We start from the raw sequence: 26,025 nt of genomic DNA, 5'->3' as shown, positions 1-26,025 counted from the left end.
ATGATTCGGGGTACAGTTCATAGTGGTAGGAACCTTTTTGTTTAATCAAATTTTAATTTCTTTAATGCTTCTGCGAATGGATTGTTTAATGGTTCTTCTTCTTTGTTCTGCTGTTTCATATATTTTTGAACGTCGCGTTTATCAGCTTTGCTGCCGGATTCTTTTTTACGTCTCTCTTGGAATGTAGAAAGTTTCTCGCGATAGCCACATTTACATGCGAAAATTTGGCCTGCTCCTTCACCACGAAGTTCTAGTTTCTTTTTACACTGAGGACAGCGTGCATTTGTAGTGCGGGATACATTTTTACGGTGACCACATTCGCGATCTTGGCATACAAGCATTTTACCTTTTTTACCGTTTACTTCTAACATTGGTTTACCACAGTCTGGACAAGACTTCGTTGAAATGTTGTCGTGTTTATATTTCTTATCACTCGATTTAATTTCAGCAACAATTTCTTTCGTATAGTTCTTCATTTCTGAAATGAATACTTCTTTCTTTAATTTTCCTTTAGCGATAGCTTCTAACTTTTGCTCCCATTCACCAGTTAGTGTAGGAGATTTCAGTTCTTCTGGCACTAAATCAAGTAACTGACGGCCTTTTGAAGTAATATGAATATCTTTACCACGTTTTTCAAGCAAGAACGAATTGAATAACTTGTCGATAATATCAGCTCGTGTAGCTACAGTACCTAATCCACCAGTTGACTTTAACGTGTCAGCAAGTTGTTTGTTTTGCGTATCCATGTATTTTGTTGGGTTTTCCATCGCTGAAAGTAATGTTGCTTCATTAAAACGTGCAGGTGCTTTCGTTTGACCTGATGTTTGGACAATTAGTTTTATGTTTAATGTATCGCCTTTTTCGATGCGAGGTAAGATTTGTTCTTTTACATCATCGCTTGCATCATCATCTTCAAATCGATTTTCATAAACCTCTTTCCAACCAGCATGTAAAATCGTTTTTCCGCGTGCGATGAACGTTTCGTCACCAATTTTCGTGCGCAATGTTAGTTGTTCATATTCAAAGGCTGGGAATAAAACAGCTAAGAAACGTTTTACAACTAAGTCATAAATTTTACGTTCTTTATCTGTGAAAGCTGAGAAGTTTACATAGCTCTCTGTTGGAATAATTGCGTGATGATCACTTACTTTACTATCATCAACAAATGATTTATTAGATTTTACAGGTTTCTGCAATACTTTATGTGCTAAAGGACGGTATTCTCCAACTCCGCAAGCCTTCAGACGCTCTGGAAGTGTTCCGACAATATCAGATGAAATATAGCGTGAATCTGTACGAGGGTACGTTAAAACTTTATGCTGTTCATATAATTTTTGCATAATGTTTAATGTTTCTTTCGCAGAGTAACCAAATATTTTATTCGCATCACGTTGTAGCTCAGTTAAATCGTAAAGACTAGGAGCGAACGATTTCTTTTGTTTTTTATCAATGTCTACAACAGTAGCATTTTGTTTACTAATTTTGTTCACGATTGCATCAGTTTTTTCTTTATTAAAGCTACGGCTATTTCCTTTTGTATCTTGCCAAGTTAGCTTTAATCTCTCAGCTGTTTGAGCTTCGATACCATAGTAAGTTTGAGCTTTGAAATGTTTGATTTCATCTTCACGGCTTGCAATCATGGCTACAGTAGGTGTTTGAACACGACCACAATTTAGTTGGGCATTAAAGCGAGTAGTTAATGCTCGAGTCGCATTAAGTCCGATATACCAGTCAGCCTCTGAACGTGCGACAGCTGAAGCGTATAGATTGTCATATGCTTTTCCTGGTTTTAAATTTGCGAAGCCATCTTTAATTGCTTTATCGGTAACAGATGAAATCCATAGACGTTTAATCGGTTTCTGCATTTTAACTTTATCGATAATCCAGCGTGCGACCAACTCTCCCTCACGACCGGCGTCAGTAGCTATAATGATTTCATTTACATCTTTTCTAAGAAGCTGACTTTTTACAGCGTTAAACTGTTTCCCTGTTTGTTTAATAACGGTTAGTTTTAAACGCTCCGGTAGCATTGGTAAATCTTCTAAATTCCACTGTTTATATTTCACATCATAGCTTTCTGGATCAGCTAATGTAACGAGATGACCTAAAGCCCAAGTAACAATATATTTACTACCTTCAAGATAGCCGTTCCCTTTTTTATCACATTTCAGTACACGTGCGATATCACGTGCAACAGAAGGTTTTTCAGCAATTACAATACTTTTTGCCATATTTAAAAACATCCTTTCAAATTTCCATACGTTAAATATAGCATACATCTTTGTTCTATTCAGTCTTGCTGGCGGTTTGAGTTATTTGTGGTGAAATACACGTGTGAGAGTTTTACTTATATAAAGGCGAAGAATGGTTGAGCCAGGAGAGTTCTGATCTCTATCATTCTATAAAAGTAAAGAACTTGTTATTTTACTAGAATAAGAGTAGACTTTGAAGTAGATGAATAATAAACACATGGGAGTTTGTGGATGCAAACTGAGAGTATGACTAGTCCGTCATTGACCATTTGAACCTGTTGGATAATGCCAGCGTAGGGAGAGTGTAAAAGCACATGTTCAGGCACTTTGCGTACGCGCAAAGTGCCTTTTTGTGTATCTCCCATTACTATAGTTAGGAGATGAAAAGGATGAATATGAAAGAAATTAGTAAAGTAGTGGATTTGGTGAGAGAGTCTAATCCACTCGTGCATAATATTACAAATGTTGTTGTAACAAATTTTACAGCAAACGGTTTGTTAGCATTAGGAGCATCACCTGTAATGGCGTATGCAAAAGAAGAAGTAGCTGAAATGGCTAGCATTGCGGGAGCCCTTGTTTTAAATATGGGTACACTTCGTCCTGAAGAGGTAGAAGCGATGTTACTTGCTGGTAAATCAGCAAATAAGAATGATGTACCAGTATTGTTTGATCCAGTTGGGGCAGGAGCAACTTCTTATCGAACAGAAGTTGCGAGATATATTCCAGCTGAAATCGATTTAGCTGTTATCCGCGGAAATGCAGCTGAAATAGCTAACGTTATTAATGAGAAATGGGAAATTAAAGGTGTAGATGCTGGTACTGGAAACGGTAATGTTGTAAATATTGCAAAACAGGCAGCGGATGAATTAAATACAGTTGCGATAATTACTGGACAAGAAGATGTTGTTACAGATGGAGAGCGAACTATTCTTATTCGAAATGGTCATCCTATTTTAACGAAAGTTACTGGAACAGGTTGTTTACTAACTTCTGTAATAGGAGCATTTGTAGCGGTAGAAAAGGATTATGTAAAGGCAGCAGTAGCCGCATTAACATTCTATGGAGTAGCAGCAGAAGTAGCGGCTTCGAAAACAGTAGAGAATGGACCAGGAAGCTTTCAAATTGAATTTTTAAATCAGTTAGCGAATACAACTTCAGATGATATTGAGAAGTATGGAAAGATTGAGGTTATACAGTAAGGAGAGGAACTAGATGTCGCGCATTACAATGGATGAAATGTCTAGGTTATTACCAGTATATTTTATTATGGGAAGTAACAATTGTACGAAGGAGCCACTACAAGTATTGAGAGATGCACTAGAAGGTGGTATAACAATTTTTCAACTTCGTGAAAAGGGAGAAGGGGCTTTAACGGGAGAAAAACGTATTGATTTTGCGAAAGAACTACAAGCGCTTTGCAAGGAGTACGGTGTACCATTCCTCGTAAATGATGATGTGGAACTAGCCCTCGAGTTAGATGCAGATGGCGTGCATGTTGGACAAGATGATGAAGGAATTACATCTGTTCGTAAAAAAATGGGAGATAAAATTATTGGAGTATCTACACATACAATTGAAGAGGCACGCTGGGCGATTGAAAATGGGGCCGATTATTTAGGGGTTGGTCCAATTTTCCCGACGAGTACGAAAAAAGATACAAAAGCGGTTCAAGGAACGGAAGGTCTAAAGTATTTTAGGGAACAAGAGATTACAATACCGATCGTTGGGATTGGTGGGATTACAATTGAAAATACAGCTTCTGTTATAGAAGCGGGTGCGGATGGTGTTTCAGTTATTTCAGCGATTAGCTTAGCGGAATCTGCGTATGAAGGTACGAAGAAATTAGTTGAGGAAGTAAATAAGAGCTTGTAGATAAAAGACCATGTAGTATGAAAATACTGCGTGGTCTTTTGTCGTATAAAACAAAATATGCCGCCTAAACTAGTATGTATAAACATAGATTGTTTCGGAGGCGAAAGCATGATTGTATTTCAGGATATTATAGCTGCGTATGAAAAAATGAAGGGCATTGTACATATGACACCATTAGATTATTCAAGTACATTTAGTGAATTATCACAGAATGAAGTGTATTTAAAGCTGGAGAATTTACAAAAGACAGGCTCTTTTAAAGTACGTGGTTCTTATAATAAAATGGTTTCTCTTGAGAAAGGTGATTTAGAAAATGGTGTTGTTGCGGCATCTGCTGGAAATCATGCGCAAGGAGTCGCTTATTCTAGTAATATGCTTAGTATTCCTTGTACGATTGTGATGCCAAAAGGTGCTCCGTTAAGTAAGGTGCTTGCGACAAAAAGGTATGGCGCGCGTGTAGAATTGCAAGGTGATGTATTTGATGATGCATTAGCTTATGCACTAGATTTAAAAGAGAAGACAGGAGCGAAATTTGTACATCCATTTGATGATGAAGCAGTAATTGCTGGTCAAGGTACAGTCGGTCTGGAAATATTACAACAGCTGGAAGATGTAGAGGCTGTTATTTGTCCTATTGGAGGTGGGGGATTAATTGCAGGGGTTGCGATGGCAATTAAAGAACAAAAGCCATCAGTAAAAATATACGGTGTGCAGACACTTGCTTGCCCAGGAATGAAACAATCACTTGAGGAAAAGAAAGTAATAACAGTAGATTCTGCGCCAACTATGGCGGATGGAATCGCGGTTAAAAGGCCAGGTGATTTAACTTTTGAACTTGTACAACGCTATGTGGATGATGTGTTTTGTGTAGATGAAATGGAAATCGCACGAACGATGTTAATGCTTCTTGAACGGAATAAATTGTTGGTTGAAGGGTCTGGTGCGAGCTCATTAGCTTCTTTGCTTTATCACAAAATCCCAATAAGAGAAAAAAAGGTCGTATCCGTACTAAGTGGTGGAAATGTCGATGTAAACTTTATTTCGCGTATTATTGAGCATGGAATGGTTGAAGCAGGACGCTTCATTCACATTGCGACAATGATTAAAGATAAGCCAGGCTATTTGCAACATTTACTTGAGATTGTAACAAGTTTTGAAGCGAATGTATTAAATATACATTTAGAACGGATTGGTACAAAGGTATTTCCAGGATATGCGCAATTGCACTTGTCATTAGAAACGAAAGATAGAAATCATATTGAAGAAATATTGAGTGGTTTAAAAAAGAAAGGGTATGTTGTAGAAGTTATTGATTGAAAAAATTAAACAAACGTTTGATTAAAAAAGCACAAACCCTTTAGAATTGTAGGTTTGTGCTTTTATTTAAAACATAATTGAAATTAAGAGCATTCCAATTCCGATAGAAGTAAAGGTTGCGATCAGGCCCGGAATCATAAAGCTATGATTTAAAACATATTTACCAATTCCTGTTGTACCAGTACGGTCAAAGTTAATTGCAGCAACGATTGTCCCGTAGTTTGGAATGAAGAAATATCCATTTACTGCAGGGAACATCGCAATAAGTAATGCCGGCGGAATACCAAGTGATAGTCCGAGTGGCACTAAAGCACGAACTGTTGCTGCTTGGCTATACAGTAAAATAGATAGAATGAATAGTGCAATAGCAAATAGCCATGGTGCACTTGTCACTAAGTGTTGAATTGATCCTTGAATTATATTTAAGTTTCCGTTGAAGAAAGTATCTCCCATCCAAGCGATACCAAAAATAGCAACAACTGCTGTTGCGCCTGCTTTAAAGACGTTACCAGTTACAATGCTTTCCACATTTGGTTTACAGAAAATAATAATAAGAGCAGCAATGGTTAACATGACCATTTCAATTGTGTTTGGCATGGAAAGACGAGCTAACTTCCCGTCAACCATCCATCCCGGACGAAGGGCTTCAAATGAACCAAGAAGTACGACAAGGAAAGTTCCTACTAGGAAAAGGATAACTGATAATTTAGCGCCTTTTACACCCGCAAATTCTTTTTTCTCTTCAAGTTTAGGAATCATTCCCTCTTTTAATCGCTTCAAGTATTCAGGGTCTTCATTTAATTCTTTTCCCATTTTACTAACAACGAATGCAGCTACCATACAAGCGATGAAAGTAGAAGGGATACTGACTTTTAAAATATCTAACAAGGTAATTTTATAGTCGGCTAACATTGCTAAAAGTGCAACTGTTGCAGCCGATATTGGACTAGCTGTAATTGCCTGCTGGGAAGCGATAACGGCAATTGACATTGGTCGTTCAGGTCTAATTCCTGATTCACGAGATACTTCGGCGATAACGGGAAGTACAGAATAAGCGACATGACCAGTTCCTGCGCATAGCGTGAATAAATAAGTAACAATAGGAGCAAAAAATGTAATGCGCTTTGGATTTTTTCGTAATGCTTTCTCAGCAAGGTGGACGAGATAATCCATTCCTCCAGCAGCTTGCAAAGCACCGGCAGCTGTAATTACTGCTAAAATCATAAGCATTACATCAATAGGAGGAGCTGTAGGTTGTAAGTGGAAGACGAAAACAAGTATTGCCATACCAACGCCACCCATTACTCCTAGACCAACTCCGCCTAAGCGTGCGCCAATAAAAATGCAGAGTAGTAACGTAAGAAATTGTAGCCAAAACATGATAAACTACCTCCGAAATTCGTAAGTTAAGATATATTCGAATAGTTTAATTTGAATGAAAATTAAATGAATATCCGGAATAATCCTTGTGTTGTATACGTTTTTTATTATATAACACAAGAAATGTAACATTCACGAACTTTGTTAAATTATTTCGAAAAAATAATACATTAAAACTTTATATTTACATATTTAAATGGGTGGACATTTTAAATTTTATGTTGTAATATTTGGAAGAGAATATTTTAATTCTCATAGAACTCCCATATCGTTCAACTCGTTCAGCGAGAAAGGAAAACTTATGGAAACATGAGGACGCAAAACTACAGGGGCTAAGGTCGAAGGGCTAAGCTAGCCAGTTACCGGACGGATAGGGTTGGTTTTGACCAATGCTTTTTCATTGGTCTTTTTTTATTTGTAAACAAATGAGAATTGTTATCATTTATTAATGAGATTTATATTTTAATAGTTTTACTTTATATTAAGTTAATTTAGAAAGGTGATGTTAATGAAAAAATATTGGCATAAGCTATCGTTTCTTCAAAAGAATGTATTGTTAACTGTACTCGTTATTTTGACGCTTGTTGGTACTATGGGAGCGTTAAGTTTTAACATGTTTCAAAATAGTATGATGTCTATATTTGAAAGGCATTCTTTTGAAACAGGAGATACGGTATTACATAAATTAGACGCAGAAATATTGAGAGATGTTGCAAAAGACCCAACGGCAGAAAGAGAAAAGAGAGAGAAGTTAACAGAGAAATTAGATGAATCAACGAAAGAATTGAACAGTGTTGGACAAACGTATGTTGTTGGAGCAAAAAAAAATGAAAAAGGTGAGTTACAAATCGTCGGTTTGTCTACAGGTTTAGCAAATGTTGTTGAAGTAAAGCCGGGAGACTATTATAAACAACCAGATCGTTGGATGAAAGCATATGATAAAGTAATGAGCACGAAAAAAGCAAACATGACAGAAGTATATGAAGACGCATTAGGATCATGGGTAACGATATTAGAGCCAATTAAAGATGGAGAAGAAAATATTGTGGCAATTGTTGCAGCCGATGTAGATGCCTCTATTGTTCCTATTACAAAGGAAAAATTCATTATACAAGGTTTAATGTTTATTTGTATTTCTGTTTTAATTGCAACTGTTATTCAATTCTTAATTGTACGTAACGCACTTGCTCCATTGCGAGATTTACGTGAAGGATTGCGCAAAGTCGGTGAAGGTGATTTAAGTATTAAATTAGAGGAAAGACCAGATGATATTGGTATTATTAATGCGTATTTTAATAATACCATCGAGAAGTTTAAAGGAATTATAGATAAAGTGAAGCAGACAGCAGAACAGGTTTCCTCATCTTCACAAGAATTGTCAGTGAGTACGAAAGAGAATAGCATGGCAGTTCAAGAAATCGTAAGTTCTATGGTTGAGTTAAGAGCTGGCGCTCAGTCACAAGAAACTTCAGTACCACAGTATTTAGGTATTGTATATGAAATGGAAGATAAGATGGAAGAGATAACGAATGCTGCAAAACAAATGGCGAAAGAGTCTGAAGGTATGGAGCATCATTCAGTAAAAGGAAATGGTGTTATTGAACAGACGATTAATCAAATGAACATAATACAAAATGCAGTACAAGATTTATCTTCTATTATTTATTCTTTGGAAACAAGATCAAAAGAAATTAGTGATATTGTAACAGTAATTACAGGTATTTCAAATCAAACTAATTCGCTAGCTTTAAATGCTTCTATTGAAGCTTCACGTGCTGAGGAAACCGGAAGGGGATTTGCCGTTGTTGCTGATGAAGTGCGTAAATTAGCAGAGCAGACGGAAGCATCAGCAAAAGATATAGCAAAATTAATCGGGGAAACACAAGCTGAAACGGAAGAAGCTGTTGTTTCAATGCAAAAAGCTTCAAAAGAAGTAGAATCTGGAATTAAACTTGTTGAAAGTAGTGGTGCTTTCTTTGAAAAAATTTCAAAATCAGCACAATCTGTTACAAATCAAGTTAGAGCTGTTTCTAGCAATTCAAGTGATATTTTGCAAAATAGCCAAAATATTGTTCGTGTTGTAAATGAACTATCACATATCGCAAATACGTATGCGAATAGTAGTAGTAATATTGAAGAGAGTATGAAAGAACAGGAAATGTCTGTACAAGATATTGCTGAATTAGCTAGTTCTTTAAGTTGGCTTTCACAGGAGTTACAAGAGTTAATTGGGGAATTTAAAAGTTAAATGAAATGATTATACATGCTTTTGTTTGTTCAATAAAATAAATCATGCTACAATGAAAACGAATTAAGAACCGGGGAGCCAATTGGCTGAGAGGATGTAAGTATACATCGACCCTCAACCTGATCTGGATAATGCCAGCGTAGGGAGTTACTTTAAAGTGATGTAGCATAAGTTATTATAGAATAACTTGTATACAAGGCTTTCCTACATGGTAGGAAAGCCTTTTCTTTTTTTGAAACCATATTTTGTAAGGGGGATTTTATTATGTCACAACAAGTTACAATTTCATTTTCAGTAGTACCACAAGCGAAGAACAAAGATGTGTATTCCGTTGTTGATAAAGCAATTGAAGTTGTACAACAGTCGGGAGTTCGTTATGAAGTAGGGGCAATGGAAACAACGTTGGAAGGAGAATTAGATGTACTTCTTGACGTCATTAAACGCGCGCAACAAGCTTGCGTCGATGCTGGAGCAGAAGAAGTAATCACTTCTATTAAAATTCACTATCGTCCAAGTACAGGCGTAACGATTGACGAAAAAGTTTGGAAGTACCGTGATGAATATGCAAAACCAGAAGCGATCTAAAATAATCACAACAATTTGGCTTATCCTTCTCATTGCTATATGGGAAGGATCTGTTTCATTATTTAAAATTGAGCCGTGGATTTTACCGAAGCCGTCTGCAATTGTGCAAGAGTTAATTGGAATGAAAGATTTACTATTACCGAATACAGTGCAAACGTTACAGGAAGTAATAATTGGGTTGTTTTTTGCAATTTTACTTGGGACGAGTATTGCTATCATTATGGATGTCATCCCTTTATTTCGGATTTTAATGAATCCATTGCTCGTTATTTCGCAAACAATTCCAATCGTTGTGCTCGCACCATTATTTATTATTTGGTTTGGATACGGAATGTTGCCAAAAGTAATGGTTGTTATTCTTGTTTGTTTCTTCCCAATTGCGCTTAGCATTTTAGAAGGTTTCCAAACGGTAGATAAAAATATGCTGAAACTGTTACAAACAATGAAGGCAACGAAATGGCAAGTTTACCAGAAAGTAAAGTTGCCAGCAGTACTCCCATACTTTTTCTCAGGTTTAAAAATTGCTGTTACATATAGTGTGATGGGGGCGATTATTGGGGAATGGCTTGGTGCCAGCGAAGGATTAGGAGTTATGCTTACAAGAGCAACAAAATCCTTTTTAACGGCTCGAGTATTTGGTGTTGCAGCGATTATCGTCATGGTGACATTATGTCTGTACTTTATTGTTGAATTTATGGCAAGAATAACAGCACCATGGATATACAGAAAGGGCGGCAGAAAATGAAAAAAGGTTTAAAAATTATGTTAGCTGCATTATTAGCAGTAACTGTTGCCGGATGTAATCCGGCGAAGAAAGAAGAAAGTTCAAGTAAAGATAAAAAAGTAAAAGTCGTTTTAGATTGGTTTCCAAATACGAATCATACTGGCTTATATGTAGCGCAAACGAAAGATTATTACAAAAAGCAAGGGCTTGATGTAGAAATTATCCAGCCTGGTGATAATGTAACGGCAGAGCAGATGATTGCTTCTGGGAAAGCAGACTTTGCGATAAGCGCACAAGAAAATGTAACATTAGCTCGTGTTGAAGGAATCCCAGTTGTTTCTGTTGGTGCAATTATTCAGCATAATACCTCTGCTTTTGCATCTCTAAAAAAAGATAATATGACGTCACCGAAAGATTTTGAAGGTAAACGTTATGGCGGCTGGGGGGGACCAGCAGAAGAAGCGACGTTAAAGACGATTATGGAGAAACATCAAGCTGATTTTAATAAAGTTGAAAAAATTATTCTTGGACAAACAGATTTCTTTAAATCAATCGGTCGTGATGCAGACTTTGAATGGATTTATTATGGATGGGATGGAATTGAAGCGAAGCGTCAAGGAAAAGAGTTAAATACAATTATGGTAAAAGACTTAGATCCAGCGCTTGATTTCTATAGTCCTGTTATTATTACAAGTGAAAAACATACGAAGCAAGATAAAGATTTTGTGAAAAAATTTATGACGGCAACGACAGAAGGTTATGATTTTGCAATTAAAGAACCGAAAGAAGCTGCGGATATTTTAATTAAAGCTGTTCCAGATGTGAATAAAGAATTAGTACAAGAAAGCCAAAAGTGGTTAAGTACAAAGTATCAAGATGATGCAAAAGCGTGGGGAGTACAGAAGGAAGAGATTTGGACAAATTACATGAATTTCTTATATGACAACAAAGTTATTAAAAAGAAAATCGATGTAAAAGATGCCTTTACAAATGAATTCCTTCCAAGTGAAAAATGAGTGGATTACAAATAAAAGATATTGTAAAAGCTTTCGATGGAAAGAATGTATTAGCAAATATTAGTGCTTCTATACAAGAGGGAGAGTTTGTCTCTTTTGTAGGTCCGAGTGGTTGTGGAAAAAGTACATTATTAAATATGATTGCAAGTGTTGAAGAGCCAACGAGCGGAGAAGTGTTTTATAACGAAGAGTATGTAAAAAAACAAGATGTTGTTAGTTATATGCCGCAACAAGATTTATTACTACCGTGGCGATCGGCTTTGCAAAATATCGTTCTTCCATTGGAAATCGAAGGGAAGCCTAAAAAACAAAGGCTGACAGAAGGAATGGAAGCATTAAAGCAATTTGAGCTAGATGAATATGCAGATCATTATCCAGATGAGTTATCAGGTGGAATGCGTCAAAGAATTAGTTTCCTTCGTACGTATTTATGTGAAAAGCCAATTATGCTGCTGGATGAGCCTTTTGGGAAATTAGATGCATTTACAAAAATGGAAGTACACAGTTGGCTTTTAAATTCTTGGCATCAAGAAAAGCAAACAATTGTTATGGTTACACATGACTTAGATGAGGCAATTTTACTTTCTGATCGCGTATTTATTTTATCTCAAAGACCAGCATCAATAGTTGGCGAGGTCCAAGTGGAATTACCTAGGCCGCGAACGATGGATATGTTAACATCTCTTGAGTTAAAGAAGGATAAGGAAGAAATTTTAAGAGTATTGGCTCCTTATATGAAAAAATAGAAAAAAGTCTTTTAACAGTTTTTTGTATAATTGCTGTTAAGAGGCTTTTTTCTATTGAAGGAGAAAGATGAAATCTATAGGGGAAATAGTGGGTTCATTAACATTGGATAAATTGGAAGAAGGAACAAAAGAAAAAGTAGAGAATAGAATATAACAGAGTGGTTTATACTCTTAAGATAACAAATGTTAAAGGAGTGAAAGGATAAAATGACTTTATCAACTGTTCTTCAAATGGTTTTAGCTTGATATGGGAGAAGTCTGCCCATTTTTAACAAATAAGCTAAATTGAAGACAGCAGGTAAAGAACCTTAATCCTTTCTTACGATAATATGTAATGGGTAAGGTGTATTCACCTTACCCATTTTTATATGTATAACTAAATAAGGCTTTATACTGTTGTTCTCTCTATTTAGCTTATGGATCATAAGAAAAGGAGAGAGAAAAGATGAGTATATTAACAGTAGAAAATGTAAGTCATTCATATGGTGAGAAAACCATTTTATATAATACGTGCTTTCGATTATTAAAGGGCGAACATGTTGGGCTAGTAGGGAAAAATGGAATTGGAAAATCAACATTATTACGCTTGTTAACAGGAGAACTTATACATGATGATGGGAAAATTGAATGGTTTCCACATGTGAAGATTGGCTTTTTGCAACAGCATATAGATTTACAAGAAGGCATAACAATTGAAGAATACTTGCAAAGTGCGTTTTCTAACCTGTATGAGTTGGAACGTGACATGTTAAAACTTACAGAAGAGATGGCTGGAGCAGGAGAAGTAGCGAAATTGTTAGTAAGGTATGGAGAGTTACAAACTATATTGGAGAATTCTAATTTTTATCAAATTCATACAGAAATTGAGGAAGTAGCAACAGGCTTAGGCTTGTTTGAAATAGGATTGGAAAAGGATGTTTCAAAGTTAAGTGGTGGTCAGCGGACAAAGTTGTTACTTGGGAAACTCCTTTTAGAAAAAGCGGATGTTTTATTATTAGATGAGCCAACTAACTATTTAGATACAGCACATATAGAATGGTTGCAATCATATTTACAAATGTATGAAAAAGCTTATATTATCATTTCGCATGATGAAATATTTTTGAACAATATTACGAATGTTATTTATCATCTAGAAGAACGAAAGGTTAAGCGCTATGTAGGAGATTATGAAACCTTTTTGCAAAGTTATCAATTACAAAGGAACCAATTACAAGCGGCGTATGCGAAACAACAAAAAGAAATTGTACATTTAGAGGGTTTTATTCAAAAAAATAAAATTCGTAAAGCGAAACAAGCGAAAAGTCGTGAAAAAGTATTAGAGAAAATGAAAAAGGTTGAAAAGGTTAACGATGTACCTCGCGCCCGTTTTGATTTTAATGTTTATGAGGAGCCAGTGAGTCGTATATTGCAAGCTGAGAAACTAAGGATAGGTTATAGTGATCCGTTATGTCCAGAGTTGAATTTACAAGTGAAAAAAGGAGAAAAAATAGCGATTGTTGGTCATAATGGAATTGGAAAAACGACAATGTTAAAAACGTTATTAGGACAAATAAAGCCGATAAGTGGTTCAATTTCTGTTGGTGAGCGAGTAAATCCTGCCTATTTTGCACAGGAAGAGTTTGCTTCAGAAACAACACCATTAGAGAAAGTTTGGGCAGAACGACCAGATATGACAAGGAAAGAAGTACGCCAAGCATTAGCAAAGTGTGGCTTGAAAGAAGAGCACGTATTAAAACCTATTCGTTTATTAAGCGGCGGAGAACAAACGAAAGTGCGTTTATGTGAACTTATCGTAACGAAAAGCAATGTTTTAATTTTAGATGAACCGACTAATCATTTGGATATAGAAACAAAGAAGTCTTTGCAGGAAGCGTTACAACAATATACAGGAACAGTTTTACTTGTCTCACATGAGCCTTCTTTCTATGAAGCGTGGATAACAAAAGTATGGAATATTGAAGAATGGAACGTTTAAAAATAATCACAAAGAAAAGGCATTANNTAATGCCTTTTCTTTGTGATTAACATGATTTTTGAGAACTCTCAAATGAGAATTGTATGAAAAAGAACTCTTATGGTGCGCTTATAAGCGCACCATAAGAGTTCTTTTTCTTTGGTTATATTTATAATAATACTAGATGCCTTTCCCTAATAGGCTACTATCTTTTTATATATATATAGATAGTTTGAAATGGAATGGAAATGATTCCTATATGTAAAGGATAATGTGATTAGTATGGGAAGACAATAGAACTTAAAGGAAATTCATGTAAAATTCAGATGAACTTCACGCGAACTTCATATCAGAAACTAAATATAATTATAATAGGTTATTATAATATGAATTGTGATTTTTCAAAAAATTAAAAGTTTGAATTTAGGATAGAGCACTCAAACCTAAATTCAAACTTTAGTGAAATAATTAATGGAGGTTACGTTTAGTTTTCGTTAATGGATGCATTTACAAGTTCGGCGGGATTGCCTGTTCCTGCCCCTCCGATTGTAACTGATCCACCAGGAGGAATTTCACCATTCCATCCTGCATTCGTAATTACGTAATGATTATTTATTTTACTACTAATTTTAGAATCCCAAACTTGTGTTAAATTGCCGTTATAATCAAATTCTAATTTCCAGTTTTTAATAGGGGTCGTTCCGCTATTTTTAATTATAATTGAGAAGTTGTAACCACTTCCCCAATTTGAAGTGACTGAAAAGGTAGCATTGCCATTTCCACCAGGAGGTGTTGTGTTAGCATCATCTGTTTTTATAAGAATAGAAGTAGGTTGTGATTTGTTACCAGCAGCATCTTTTGCTAATACTGAAAATGTGTATTCTGTATTAGGTTTCAAGTTTTTAATTGTAATGCTATTTGTTGTTGTACTCTATTTCTCTTCTCCGGCAGTAATTTCATATTCGGTAACGCCTACGTTATCAGTAGATGCAGTCCAGTTTAATTGAACTGAGTTTGAATTTTTATTTGTAACAGCAATATTTTTTACGTTTGTTGGTGGTTCAGTATCTTTTTGAGTAATAGGTCCACCAAGTAATTCTTTTACTAGCGTATCAAGTAATTTTGGTCCACTACAACTATATTTTGGACTTGTACGGCAATCCCCGCTTAGTTCCCAAAACATTGCGCCACTTAAACCCTTTGTCTTTATATAGTCTGTTTTATATTTCATAGATTCATTGTCATCATAGCTAATAAAGGTTCCTGTAGTCGCATTATATAAATAAGGTACTTTCGCTACATCGTTCCATCCGCGAACAAAACCATTTTTATTCACATAATTAGCTGCTAAATCACCATAATCGTACACACCTGTGTCACCGGTAGAATAATCATCCCAAGTACCTTTAGAAGCGAGCTTTCCGTCACTACCTGGTTTACAAGGTTGGTATTGCCCATTATTTTCTTTTCCGCAACTTTTCCATCCACGTCCGTAAAAAGGTACACCTAATACGAGTTTATCCGCTGGAACCCCTTCATTTGTATAAATGTCTATCGCACCATCTACGTAAAATTTCGTATCCGCTGCGGGGTCATTTGGATCTTTGTATAGTGCAGCATTATGGTTAGAAGTAGCTTCCCATCCACCGTGGAAATCGTATGTCATAATATTAATCCAATCCAGTATTTGAGAAATCTTCTTTAGCTCTGTATGATCCGCATAACGTTGGCTTGCACCTGACGCGATTGTTAGTAAATATTGTTTACCATCTTCTGCACCAGCTTTCGTTAATGCATTTCGAACATCTTGAAGCAGAAGGGTGAAGTTTTGTTTATCTTCAGGACGATAACTACCACCAGGAATCGTTTCAACACCCGGGTATTCCCAGTCTAAATCAACGCCGTCAAATCCATATTCGCGAAGAAAAGCTACTGTAGATTCAGCGAATACTTTTCTTGTTTTTTCATCAGCGGCCATATCAGAAAAGCGGTTAGACCAAGTCCAGCCACCAACTGAAATAATTGTTTTCAAGTGAGGATACTTAGCTTTTAATCGTTTCAGTTCTCCGAAATTTCCACAGCGGGCATATTTATCACAATCTTCCCAAGTTGTACCCGATCCCGGATAAGATTTTGTGACATCAGCCCATGGTTCACCGAGTACGAGAGTGCCATTAGGGACCTCTTTATTTTGCAGTGGTACACCAGATTCTTTACAGTTCCACGTTTGTTTATTTGGATTATCGGGGTGAGTAGAAGGGTTTCCATGTTTTCCATTCCAGCAAATATCAGCGAAAGCATAGTTTAAATGAGTTAGCTTTGATGCATCAATGTCTGCAACTTGATAATTACGTCCATAAACGCCCCATGAAGGAAAATACCCAACAATTTTTTGACCTTGCTTTGGTGAATCTGCTAATGCGAAATTTGGAGTAATAAAGTTTGTGAGAAAAAGAGGTAAGAAAAGTAGTAGGGATAGTAATAGCAGCGTGAATTTTTTTGATCTCATAGTCATTTCTCCTTTCAAAATAAAAGATATATTTAAAGGCATGCGCCAATAAACCAAAGTGAATCTAGACGTATGAAATGTCTAGATAAAAATGATCAGACATCACGAAGTCTATACAAGGGAGCTGGGGGTGATTAAATCGTAGCAAATGCAAGATTTGGTGTAAACGCTTTATTTGATTCACAAAGATTTTCTCAATATTAAATGGCTCTAATACAGACTACACATGAAAATAAAATATTGATTAGGGAGGAAAAGGCTCCTTGTAATTAAATTTGAGAAAAAATTGTATAAAGTCAATTTGTAATAGCGTAGCAAGATGAGAAAATATCATGTAAAATAATAGTAAAAATATGTAAAGGAGCGAATGGTGTGGATGTCTTTTTGAACATTGCTGAAGAAAAAATTCGACAAGCAATACGGAATGGTGATCTCGATCATATTCCGGGGAAAGGAAAACCACTACAATTAGAAGACCTTTCAATGGTACCTCCAGAACTTAGAATGAGTTATAAAATCTTGAAAAATGCAGGTATGATTCCACCAGAAATGGAACTACAAAAAGATATATTAAAAATAGAAGACTTAATTGCGTGCTGTTATGATGAAGTAGAGAGAAAAGAATTACAAGAAGAGTTAACAGCAAAAACGCTGCGTTTTCAGCAGGTAATGGAAAAGAGAAAGATTAAAGATAGTTCAGCTTTTCGTATGTATCAGGGTAAAGTATTTCGTAAATTACGCTAAGAGGGATAAGATGAATACATTTGAAACGATAGAAGAATTAGCGACATATATTGAAGGACAACAATTAGTACTGCTGTTTATTAAAACGGAAAATTGTGGTGTTTGTGATGTTATGTTAAGAAAAGTAAATTGCGTATTAGAGAATTATGATTACGTAGAGAAAGTAGAAATATTACTACAAGACATGCAAGAGATTGCGGGGCGATATGCAGTATTTACAGGGCCAACAGTTTTATTATTTTATAATGGAAAAGAGATTCTTCGTGAATCGCGCTTCATTTCACTTGAAAATTTAGAGAGAACCATTCAATTATTCGAAGATTAAGGGAGGCTTTTATATGGAATTTATTATTGTCATACTATTATTTGTTGTAGTTGGAACGATCGTAACAGCAGTTCGATCAAACAAAAAGAAGGTAAATCTTACAAAACAAAATAACATTCATAATTCATCCAACAGCTCATCACCATTATTTTTCTTTGCTGGATCGGATAATGATAGCTCGCACGATGGCGGTTCACATGATTGCGGAGGTTCTTTTGGTGGAGATAGTGGAGGTAGCTGCGGTGGTGGAGGCGGCGGTGATTGATGAGAATACGCCTTATAGGGGGCGTATTTCTTTTTAAACAAACGTTTGATTAGTTGGCTTACATATGCATAAAAACAGTTAAACAAACGTTTGATTAAATATTTTTAACATGCTAGGGGAAATGAAAAGGGAACCGTATTTCTTACTAAATGAGGATTTAAATTTGGAATAATACATATGATTCGAATGTGGTTTGAAAGTACGTTTTCTTAAATAAGGAGTATAGCCTCTTGCGATAGAGGTTTTTTATTTGTTATTATTAGACTGAACGGTCGGTTTAAAGAGGTGTGAATATGAGAAGAAGCGCAGAAGAGATAAAGAAAGAAATTGCCTATAAAGCAGAAAGTCTGTTTTCACAGAAGGGCTATGCAGCTACATCTATGGAAGAGATTTGTGAAATTACAGAGAGAAGTAAAGGAAGCATTTATTATCACTTTAAAAGTAAAGAAGAATTATTTTTATTTGTAGTGAAACAGCATACGTATGATTGGCTTGAAAAATGGAATGAAAAAGAGAAGTTGTATAGTACTAGTACTGAAAAACTATATGGTCTCGCGGAATATTATGTAGAGGACATACAGCAACCCATTTCAAATGCAATAGAGGAATTCTCTATGAGCCAAGTTGTAAGTAAAGAAATTCTGGATGAACTGTTAGCTTTAACTAGAGAATCATATGTTATGGTTGAGAAATTAATTGAAGCAGGTATACAGTCTGGAGAGTTTCAAGAAGATGATACGCGTGATCTTATGTATATTGTGAATGGATTATTATCGGGGCTTGGAGTACTTTACTACGAGTTAGATTATAAAGAGCTGAAACGTATTTATAAAAAGGCAATAGATGTATTGTTAAAAGGAATGGCAGCTGAATAATAGGTCAGTTGCTTTTCTTACAAAATAAATTAGACCGAACGGTCGGTTTATGAAAGGGGAATGAAAATGAACGCTTTATTTAAAAACCGAGCATTTATGCTCGTTATGGCATCTGATATTTTACAACAATTTGCAATTTGGATCAGAAATATGGCTCTTTTGTATTTCATAATGGAGCGAACAAATAATGATCCAGTTTCAGTTTCTTTGTTATCGGTTATGGAATATGCACCTATTTTTATTTTCTCGTTTATCGGTGGGGCGCTAGCTGATCGCTGGAATCCGAAAAGAACGATGGTTGCTGGAGATGTATTAAGTGTACTGTCTATTGTAGGAATTGTCTTGTTGTTAAAGCTGGATTATTGGCAGGCTATATTTTTTGCAACACTCATTTCCGCGATTGTAGGTCAGTTTTCTCAGCCATCATCTTCGCGTATATTTAAACGCTATGTAAAAGAAGAACAGGTAGCAAATGCGATTGCATTTAATCAAACATTACAGTCGCTATTTATGATTTTTGGACCAGTGGTAGGATCGCTTGTGTACACACAACTTGGTTTATTTACGTCACTATATAGCTTAATTATTTTATTTTTGTTATCTGCTATCGCTCTTTCATTTTTACCAAAATGGGTGGAACAAGAGCAAGTGGCGAGAGGTTCATTAAAAAATGATATAAAAGAAGGTTGGAAATACGTTCTTCATACGGAAAATTTACGTATGATTACGATCACTTTCACCATTATGGGCTTAGCTGTTGGACTAACGAATCCATTAGAAGTGTTTCTTGTAATAGAACGGCTTGGAATGGAAAAAGAAGCCGTTCAATATTTAGCCGCAGCTGATGGAATCGGTATGTTAATTGGTGGTATTGTTGCTGCAGTTTTCGCTTCAAAAGTGAATCCGAAAAAGATGTTTGTATTCGGTATGAGCATATTAGCGATATCATTTTTAGTAGAAGGGTTATCTACATCATTTTGGATTACTAGTTTCATGAGATTTGGAACAGGTATTTGTTTAGCTTGTGTTAATATCGTTGTCGGTACGCTTATGATTCAACTTGTGCCAGAAAATATGATTGGCAGAGTAAATGGAACGATTTTACCACTGTTCATGGGGGCAATGTTAATTGGAACTTCACTAGCTGGAGGATTGAAGGAGATGACCTCACTAGTTACTGTATTTTGTATAGCAATGGCACTTATTTTATTTGCGATAGATCCGGTTTTACGTATGCAAATAAAGAAAGAAGATATTGTGAATCGAGAGGAAATGACGAATTGATTAGTTTCGAAATAGCTATTGTAAGGGAGCAGAATTGCTCCCTTTTCTTGTGGTAATCTTTTGACAATGACATGCCCCAACTATATACTGATGATGTAAAAATGACTTTACAGGTTAGGAGAAACGGTGTGAAAAATCAAATCTATGAATTGCGCACTGCAAATAATATTTCACAAGGTGCATTAGCGGATAAGTGTAACGTATCAAGACAGACGATAAATGCAATTGAGAATAATAAATATGATCCAAGCTTAGCACTAGCATTCCGGTTAGCAGAAGTATTAGGAACAACTGTCGATAAACTATTTTTGTACAAGCTTTAGAGTTTTTAATTGTGGTGCGTTATCGTTAAAAATATAAGAAAAAGATCCCCTTCTTGTGTGAAGGGGATCTTTCTCTTATATTGTTTTAGTTTTCGGATTAGGTGGTGTAACGGACGTATCATTTTCGGGTACTCTAGTTAATAAGAATCCACCGATAATAAATAAGACAATAATACTAAGGACACCAGCGTTTGTTTTTCCTGTTAATTGTGTTGTGACACCAACTAATACCGGACCCATAATTGCCGCGAATTTACCAAAGATATTATAAAATCCGAAGAATTCATTTGCAGATTCTTTCGGTACTAGTTTTGCGAAATAAGAACGGCTAAGTGCTTGAATCCCGCCCTGAGAAGTAGCAACTAACATTGCTAAAATCCAGAAATCAAACGTCGTTTTTAAGAAATAAGCATATGTGCAAATAATGATATAAATGATAATGCCGACATATAGCATTTTTTTACCGGTAAATGTTTCCGATAGTTTTCCATATAATAAAGCAAATGGACAAGCGACAATTTGTGTTACAAATAAGATGATTAATAGATTGGTTGCACTAATACCGAGATCTGTTCCGTAAGCAGTAGACATAGTGATAATTGTATCTACCCCATCAATGTAGAAAAAGTAAGCTATTAGGAACATAAATACAGTTTTATATTCTTTAATATTTTTAAACGTATTAGCAAGGCGCTTGAAGCTCATTGCAATTGGTCTTGGATGACGCTCAATATAGTGTGTTTGCTCTACATTTTTTAGCATTGGTATCGTAAATAGTCCCCACCAAAGAGCTGTTATTGCAAAGGAAATTTGACTAGCAATTCCGACTGATAAGGGGATAGTTCCTTTTTGAGCAAGAATAATAAGAGCAATACAACCGATAAAAGGAATTGTGCTCCCAATGTAACCTAATGCAAAACCTCGCGTAGAAATTCGGTCCATTCTATCTCCAGAGGTAACATCTACTAGAAATGCATCATAAAAAATATTTGCTCCAGCAAAGCCAACTAATGCGAGCATATAGCATCCTAGTAATAAGTACCACTGAGATGTTGGAACAATTGCTAGCATACTTGTAAATACGATACCGAGTCCAAAGAAGAATGTGAAAAATCGTTTTTTAAATCCCTTATAATCAGCAACTGTGCCGAGAATAGGAGCGAGTATAGAAATTAAAAGTGTAGCGAACGAGTTTGCATATCCCCAATAGGCTGTTGAAGTTGCGCCAGATAGTCCAGCTTCTTTTGCAGCTGCTTTAAAGTAAATTGGAAATAATGCAGTTGTAATGACGAGCGAATATACCGAGTTCGCCCAATCGTACAATATCCAGCTTTTTTCTTGTCTGGACATTTTTTTCATATAATGTTCCCCCTTAAATTTGTTCTACTAACAGTGTACAAAAATAAAAATTATAAAAAGAGAAACAGTGATGATTTTTACATAACTTTTACATATATACACAGTTCTTTACAAGTGAAGTAAATCCTCTACAATTGCGCCGTCTGTTTCACCTAAGTGCAAACCGAGTAACCTAGCGATAGTCGGACCTTCATCAATCAGTCTCATATACGGAATTGTAACGCCGCTTTGAATGCCTTTCCCAGCAGCCATAAAAATTGTTTCATAGTTAGGTTTTGTTGGGGAATATCCATGTGTTCCAAATGTATATTTCTTACTAGAATTAACATCTTCTTTATTAATTTCTTTTATGAAATCACCTGTATAATTTTCAATGAAGTAATAACCTTCCATGGCCTCTAGCATAAATAAGCAATTACCATCAGCGCCACGTTCTTTTGCATCTTCATCGTGCAGAATAAATTCAATTCCATTTTGTTTATCCTGAAGAAGCTCTTCAAGAAGAAGTTGAATCTCTTTAATCGTTTCAGTATCATTTTTATCCTTTACATGTACGTAGGCAGATCCATCACAGCTTTGGCAATAAGCTTTCCAATCGTGTATTTTTCCACGTTTATTTACGGATATAAGCCCTTTTTGACGAAATAGGACATTTAATTGGATTGCTTTATTTTCACTTAAAGCGCTATGGTCACCAAGTGCAATAATTGTACTCTCTTCGTATATTCCGCTTTCTTTTAATGCATGAATAATTTTTCCTAGACGTTCGTCGTGTCTATGGATTGCAGCTACTGTTTCCTCGGACTCGAAGCCATGGTAATGTCTTTGAGTATCTAAATCAGTAAAATGTACAAACATAACATTAGGCTTTTTCGTCTGAATTGTATGTACGGCAGAAGCAAGGACGAAATTATCAAGCTCAGGCTGTGACAATCCATTTCGTATATGGCCGAAACGACGATTTAAATCTAATTGATATAGCGGGCTACCGCTAAATAATGAAACTAAAATTTGATTTTGCCACGGTCTATTTGGAAAAATTTCTGGTAAATTGTAATCGATATTTGCTCTTCCAGTAACAGGCCATAGAAGGGCTGCTGTCGTTAAATTTGCTTTGCGTGCTTCATCATATAAAGTTGTCCCGTTAATGGACTTTCGGTACCAATGCCAATCTGGTGACTCACGTCCTGGTTGAAGTAATGTATTACTGACAACGCCATGCTTATTAGGATAATTACCGGTTACGATTGTTGAGTGGCTTGGATATGTTACAGAAGGATAAATTGGCTCCACTTTTTTCGCAATCGCGCCCCTGTTTATTAAAGTTTGGAAATTAGGTAGTTTTTGTAATATAGGAAAATCTAAAGCTGATAAGCAGTCAAAAGATAAAATAATGACGCGATTTGTTAATGCTTTATCCATAAAGTTTCCCTCCTGATTATATAAAACCTATTCTTATATGTTACTATTAATACCTGGTAATAAAAATATATTTTTGAATAAAATTTTGTTATTTATTTTCAGAAAAATTAAACATATAATAAGTATAAGGGAATGAATGGAAGGAGGGAATACTATGGATTGGCTAGATGGATTTGGTATCTTTTACATCATTGGTGGAGTCACCGTTCTCCTTGTATTTTTTATGTCATATTTACTAAAGAAACGTTTTCCAGACAAACAGTTTGATATTATATTTGCACTTAGTTTAGTACTTCTTTGTTTAGCTTTCTTTCCTGTAACAATGATCGCTATTGGTGGTTGGGAAGGAATGGGATACGGATTTATTTGTTTCTTCGTTTTAATTGGTACACTAATTGGTATGGTTGCTCATCAACTTGTAAAAATAGTTCGGAAAAGTTACGTATAAAACAGTGATAATTGAAAATAATGTATAAAAATAAGAAAATTGGCTCTTGTTTTGAAATAAAATTTATATTATGATATTCAACAAATTTATTTTGTTATAACGATGAAAAAGGAATAGTACATGTCTTACCTTTTTGTAGAGAGAGAATCCTTTTGGCTGGAAGATTCTTAAAGAGGCGATATGGAACCTACCTTTGAGTTCTGCATATGCAGCGGGAAATTCCCGTTATCAAAAAGAGAGCATACTCAATTTTTTTGTGTATGAATCAGGGTGGTAACGCCGACAAAGCTCGGTCCCTATTTGGGGACGCGGGCTTTTTCTATTTTCTAAAGGAGGAAGAATAACTATGGTAAAAGAACAAGTACAAGCCATTACGAAAATGGAAGAAGACTTTGCTCAGTGGTATACCGATATTGTAAAAAAAGCGGAGCTTGTTGATTATTCAAGTGTGAAAGGTTGTATGATTTTACGTCCATACGGTTATGCATTATGGGAAAATATGCAGAAAGTGATGGATGAAAAATTAAAAGAATCTGGTCATGAAAATGTGTACATGCCAATGTTTATTCCAGAGAGTTTATTACAAAAAGAGAAAGATCATGTTGAAGGATTTGCTCCTGAAGTAGCATGGGTTACTCATGGCGGGGATGAGAAATTGGCGGAAAGACTTTGTATACGCCCTACATCTGAAACTTTATTTTGTGAGCATTTTTCAAAAATTGTTCAATCATATAATGATTTACCAAAGTTATATAACCAGTGGTGTTCAGTAGTTCGTTGGGAGAAGACGACGAGACCATTCCTTCGTACAACTGAATTTTTATGGCAAGAAGGTCATACGATTCATGAAACGGCAGAAGAATCTCAAATTGAAACATTAAATATTTTAAATCTATATGCTGCTTTTTGTGAAGAGTATTTAGCGATTCCGGTTATTAAAGGGCAAAAAACAGAAAAAGAAAAGTTTGCAGGAGCGAAGGCAACTTATACGATTGAAAGTTTAATGCATGATGGAAAAGCACTTCAAACAGGAACATCTCATAACTTTGGAACGAATTTCTCTGAAGCATTTGATATTAAGTTTTTAGACCGTAACGGTAAATGGCAATACGTACATCAAACATCTTGGGGTGTATCAACAAGAATGATAGGTGGACTTATTATGGTTCATAGCGATAATAACGGACTTGTAATGCCACCGAAAGTCGCTCCAGTACAAGTTGTTATCGTTCCTATTGCTCAGCACAAAGAAGGTGTGTTAGAAAAAGCAACAGAGTTGCAAGGACGTATTCAGAAGGTTGCACGTGTAAAAATAGATGCTAGCAATAAAACACCTGGCTGGAAATTTAATGAGTATGAAATGAAGGGGATTCCAATACGATTGGAAGTTGGTCCAAAGGATATTGAAAAGAATCAAGTCGTACTTGTAAGAAGAGATACGAAAGAAAAAGAGTTTATAACAATGGATCAATTAGAAGAACGCATTCCAGCACTACTTGAGGAGATTCATCATTCTTTATTTAATAAAGCAAAAGTATTTAGAGATGAGAGTACTTATAGTGTGACGAATTTCGAAGAGATGAAAAAAGCGGCTGATGAAAAGCAAGGTTTTATTAAAGCGATGTGGTGCGGAGAACTAGCTTGTGAAGAAAAACTAAAAGAAGCAGTTGGAGTATCTTCACGTTGTATTCCGTTCGAACAAGAAAGTTTAGCTGACGAATGTATTTGCTGTAGTAAAAAAGCGAAGCAGATGGTGTATTGGGGAAAAGCGTATTAATACTCTTTCTGCTAGATGACAAAAAAGACCTTGGATTGCATAATAAAATGCAATCCAAGGTCCTTTTTAGTTTTATCCCGCTATTTGCGGTCAGTAAAACTCCCACCCAAAAATTCGGCTGGAGCAAAGAAGTTAGGTGGGAGCCCTGCTGCCCGTAAAAGCCCGATTGGTGAAGGCTAATAATCAGTGGGGGATGAACAAAACCCCCACTGATTAAAGCTTCACTTTATAATTTGTTTCATGTATTTTTTAGATGGAAGGATGATGTTTTTATTTTGCGTTTTTACGACGAATAAATAGTAACACACCGATTAGGAATGTTGAAAGCCCAATTAAAATAGATGCAGGATAATGCGTTGCAGTATTAGGCAATTTATTGCCTTGTTTTGTTGCATTATCTTTTGCGTTACCACTTTGAGAGCCGCTATCGCCTTTAACACGGTTGCCGCCCTGAGAGCCATTACCACCTTGAGAACTGCTGTCGCCTTTAACACGGTTGCCGCCCTGAGAGCCACTGCCACCAGAACCATTGCCACCAGAACCATTGCCACCAGAACCATTGCCACCAGAACCATTGCCACCAGAACCATTGCCACC

At 35.8% G+C, this 26,025-nt stretch carries 22 protein-coding genes, 1 pseudogene, 3 riboswitches and 1 other annotated feature; of the genes and pseudogenes, 17 read left to right on the top strand and 6 right to left on the bottom strand.

Annotated elements, in window-relative coordinates; all coding sequences use genetic code 11:
- Positions 1 to 41 precede the first annotated feature (41 nt).
- A complete protein-coding gene (topB, locus tag B5P42_RS23025) occupies positions 42 to 2,231 on the bottom strand; it encodes a DNA topoisomerase III (RefSeq protein WP_113735339.1) in 2,190 nt (729 codons plus the stop codon).
- A 228-nt stretch (positions 2,232 to 2,459) separates the two neighbouring features.
- Positions 2,460 to 2,569: riboswitch (TPP riboswitch) on the top strand.
- Positions 2,570 to 2,641: 72 nt separating this feature from the next.
- On the opposite strand from topB, the gene thiM reads away from it, so the two are divergent.
- The 3 genes from thiM (at position 2,642) to ilvA (ending at position 5,441) form a co-directional block, all read left to right on the top strand.
- Positions 2,642 to 3,451 (top strand): hydroxyethylthiazole kinase, encoded by an 810-nt coding sequence (gene thiM / locus B5P42_RS23020; protein WP_002091241.1) that lies wholly within the window; start codon positions 2,642 to 2,644, stop codon positions 3,449 to 3,451.
- 13 nt (positions 3,452 to 3,464) lie between these two features.
- Positions 3,465 to 4,124 (top strand): thiamine phosphate synthase, encoded by a 660-nt coding sequence (thiE, locus tag B5P42_RS23015; protein ID WP_113735338.1) that lies wholly within the window; start codon positions 3,465 to 3,467, stop codon positions 4,122 to 4,124.
- A gap of 108 nt (positions 4,125 to 4,232) precedes the next feature.
- Positions 4,233 to 5,441, top strand: a complete 1,209-nt coding sequence (gene ilvA / locus B5P42_RS23010) for a threonine ammonia-lyase (protein ID WP_113735337.1) — start codon at positions 4,233 to 4,235, stop codon at positions 5,439 to 5,441.
- Between the two features lie 66 nt (positions 5,442 to 5,507).
- On the opposite strand, the gene B5P42_RS23005 is transcribed toward ilvA, so the two are convergent.
- Positions 5,508 to 6,821, bottom strand: a complete 1,314-nt coding sequence (locus B5P42_RS23005; RefSeq protein WP_113735336.1) for an anaerobic C4-dicarboxylate transporter family protein — start codon at positions 6,819 to 6,821, stop codon at positions 5,508 to 5,510.
- A gap of 282 nt (positions 6,822 to 7,103) precedes the next feature.
- Positions 7,104 to 7,188, top strand: a riboswitch (cyclic di-GMP riboswitch).
- A 141-nt stretch (positions 7,189 to 7,329) separates the two neighbouring features.
- On the opposite strand from B5P42_RS23005, the gene B5P42_RS23000 reads away from it, so the two are divergent.
- From B5P42_RS23000 to B5P42_RS22975, 6 genes are all read left to right on the top strand, one after another.
- Positions 7,330 to 9,069 (top strand): methyl-accepting chemotaxis protein, encoded by a 1,740-nt coding sequence (locus B5P42_RS23000; RefSeq protein ID WP_113735335.1) that lies wholly within the window; start codon positions 7,330 to 7,332, stop codon positions 9,067 to 9,069.
- Positions 9,070 to 9,130: 61 nt separating this feature from the next.
- Positions 9,131 to 9,232, top strand: a riboswitch (TPP riboswitch).
- A 101-nt stretch (positions 9,233 to 9,333) separates the two neighbouring features.
- Positions 9,334 to 9,654: an MTH1187 family thiamine-binding protein gene (locus B5P42_RS22995; protein ID WP_000082898.1), complete on the top strand. Its 321-nt coding sequence runs from the start codon at positions 9,334 to 9,336 to the stop codon at positions 9,652 to 9,654.
- The gene (locus tag B5P42_RS22990) at positions 9,626 to 10,399 is read left to right on the top strand and encodes an ABC transporter permease (protein ID WP_113735334.1); all 774 of its coding nucleotides are present in this window, start codon (positions 9,626 to 9,628) and stop codon (positions 10,397 to 10,399) included. Before B5P42_RS22995 ends, B5P42_RS22990 begins: the two co-directional genes overlap by 29 nt.
- Positions 10,396 to 11,394 carry an ABC transporter substrate-binding protein gene (locus tag B5P42_RS22985; RefSeq protein ID WP_002124979.1) on the top strand — a complete coding sequence of 333 codons (999 nt, stop codon included), beginning with the start codon at positions 10,396 to 10,398 and terminating at the stop codon, positions 11,392 to 11,394. Before B5P42_RS22990 ends, B5P42_RS22985 begins: the two co-directional genes overlap by 4 nt.
- Positions 11,391 to 12,140, top strand: coding sequence for an ABC transporter ATP-binding protein (locus B5P42_RS22980; RefSeq protein WP_002139487.1), 750 nt, complete (start codon positions 11,391 to 11,393; stop codon positions 12,138 to 12,140). Before B5P42_RS22985 ends, B5P42_RS22980 begins: the two co-directional genes overlap by 4 nt.
- A gap of 445 nt (positions 12,141 to 12,585) precedes the next feature.
- Entirely contained in the window at positions 12,586 to 14,118 is a 1,533-nt protein-coding gene (locus B5P42_RS22975; RefSeq protein ID WP_113735333.1) for an ABC-F family ATP-binding cassette domain-containing protein, read from the top strand.
- 463 nt (positions 14,119 to 14,581) lie between these two features.
- Here B5P42_RS22975 and B5P42_RS22970 read toward each other — a convergent pair.
- Positions 14,582 to 16,606, bottom strand: a pseudogene (locus B5P42_RS22970) (glycosyl hydrolase family 18 protein).
- A 372-nt stretch (positions 16,607 to 16,978) separates the two neighbouring features.
- Between B5P42_RS22970 and B5P42_RS22960 the strand changes: the two are divergent.
- The 6 genes from B5P42_RS22960 (at position 16,979) to B5P42_RS22930 (ending at position 20,422) form a co-directional block, all read left to right on the top strand.
- The gene (locus B5P42_RS22960; protein ID WP_002010200.1) at positions 16,979 to 17,350 is read left to right on the top strand and encodes a DnaJ family domain-containing protein; all 372 of its coding nucleotides are present in this window, start codon (positions 16,979 to 16,981) and stop codon (positions 17,348 to 17,350) included.
- Positions 17,351 to 17,360: 10 nt separating this feature from the next.
- On the top strand, positions 17,361 to 17,675 hold the full coding sequence (locus B5P42_RS22955) for a thioredoxin family protein (RefSeq protein WP_002063639.1): 315 nt from the start codon (positions 17,361 to 17,363) through the stop codon (positions 17,673 to 17,675).
- 13 nt (positions 17,676 to 17,688) lie between these two features.
- Entirely contained in the window at positions 17,689 to 17,940 is a 252-nt protein-coding gene (locus B5P42_RS22950; RefSeq protein ID WP_000394370.1) for a hypothetical protein, read from the top strand.
- 293 nt (positions 17,941 to 18,233) lie between these two features.
- Positions 18,234 to 18,815, top strand: a complete 582-nt coding sequence (locus B5P42_RS22940) for a TetR/AcrR family transcriptional regulator (RefSeq protein WP_002124986.1) — start codon at positions 18,234 to 18,236, stop codon at positions 18,813 to 18,815.
- Positions 18,816 to 18,881: 66 nt separating this feature from the next.
- A complete protein-coding gene (locus tag B5P42_RS22935) occupies positions 18,882 to 20,099 on the top strand; it encodes an MFS transporter (protein WP_113735332.1) in 1,218 nt (405 codons plus the stop codon).
- Between the two features lie 71 nt (positions 20,100 to 20,170).
- Complete coding sequence (locus tag B5P42_RS22930; protein ID WP_113735331.1) at positions 20,171 to 20,422, top strand: helix-turn-helix transcriptional regulator; 252 nt, start codon at positions 20,171 to 20,173, stop codon at positions 20,420 to 20,422.
- A gap of 75 nt (positions 20,423 to 20,497) precedes the next feature.
- Here B5P42_RS22930 and B5P42_RS22925 read toward each other — a convergent pair whose 3' ends face one another.
- Both B5P42_RS22925 and B5P42_RS22920 read right to left on the bottom strand, forming a co-directional pair.
- On the bottom strand, positions 20,498 to 21,781 hold the full coding sequence (locus tag B5P42_RS22925; RefSeq protein ID WP_002010215.1) for an MFS transporter: 1,284 nt from the start codon (positions 21,779 to 21,781) through the stop codon (positions 20,498 to 20,500).
- 108 nt (positions 21,782 to 21,889) lie between these two features.
- Positions 21,890 to 23,203, bottom strand: coding sequence for an alkaline phosphatase family protein (locus B5P42_RS22920; protein WP_113735330.1), 1,314 nt, complete (start codon positions 23,201 to 23,203; stop codon positions 21,890 to 21,892).
- Positions 23,204 to 23,357: 154 nt separating this feature from the next.
- Here B5P42_RS22920 and B5P42_RS22915 point away from each other — a divergent pair, with 154 nt between their 5' ends.
- Both B5P42_RS22915 and proS read left to right on the top strand, forming a co-directional pair.
- Entirely contained in the window at positions 23,358 to 23,651 is a 294-nt protein-coding gene (locus B5P42_RS22915; protein ID WP_002124993.1) for a YesK-like family protein, read from the top strand.
- Between the two features lie 93 nt (positions 23,652 to 23,744).
- Positions 23,745 to 23,952 (top strand) — a binding site (T-box leader).
- Between the two features lie 45 nt (positions 23,953 to 23,997).
- Positions 23,998 to 25,428 (top strand): proline--tRNA ligase, encoded by a 1,431-nt coding sequence (proS, locus tag B5P42_RS22910; RefSeq protein WP_113735329.1) that lies wholly within the window; start codon positions 23,998 to 24,000, stop codon positions 25,426 to 25,428.
- 270 nt (positions 25,429 to 25,698) lie between these two features.
- Here proS and B5P42_RS22905 read toward each other — a convergent pair.
- Positions 25,699 to 26,025, bottom strand: a 327-nt coding sequence (locus tag B5P42_RS22905; protein ID WP_142674056.1) for an LPXTG cell wall anchor domain-containing protein, incomplete at its 5' end; no start/stop codon positions are given.

The organism is Bacillus sp. SRB_331, from assembly GCF_003264175.1.
Taxonomy (GTDB): Bacteria; Bacillota; Bacilli; order Bacillales; family Bacillaceae_G; genus Bacillus_A; species Bacillus_A mycoides.
The sequence above is the reverse complement of the archived record's forward strand: the minus strand, read 5'-3'. Positions and strand labels throughout refer to the sequence as shown.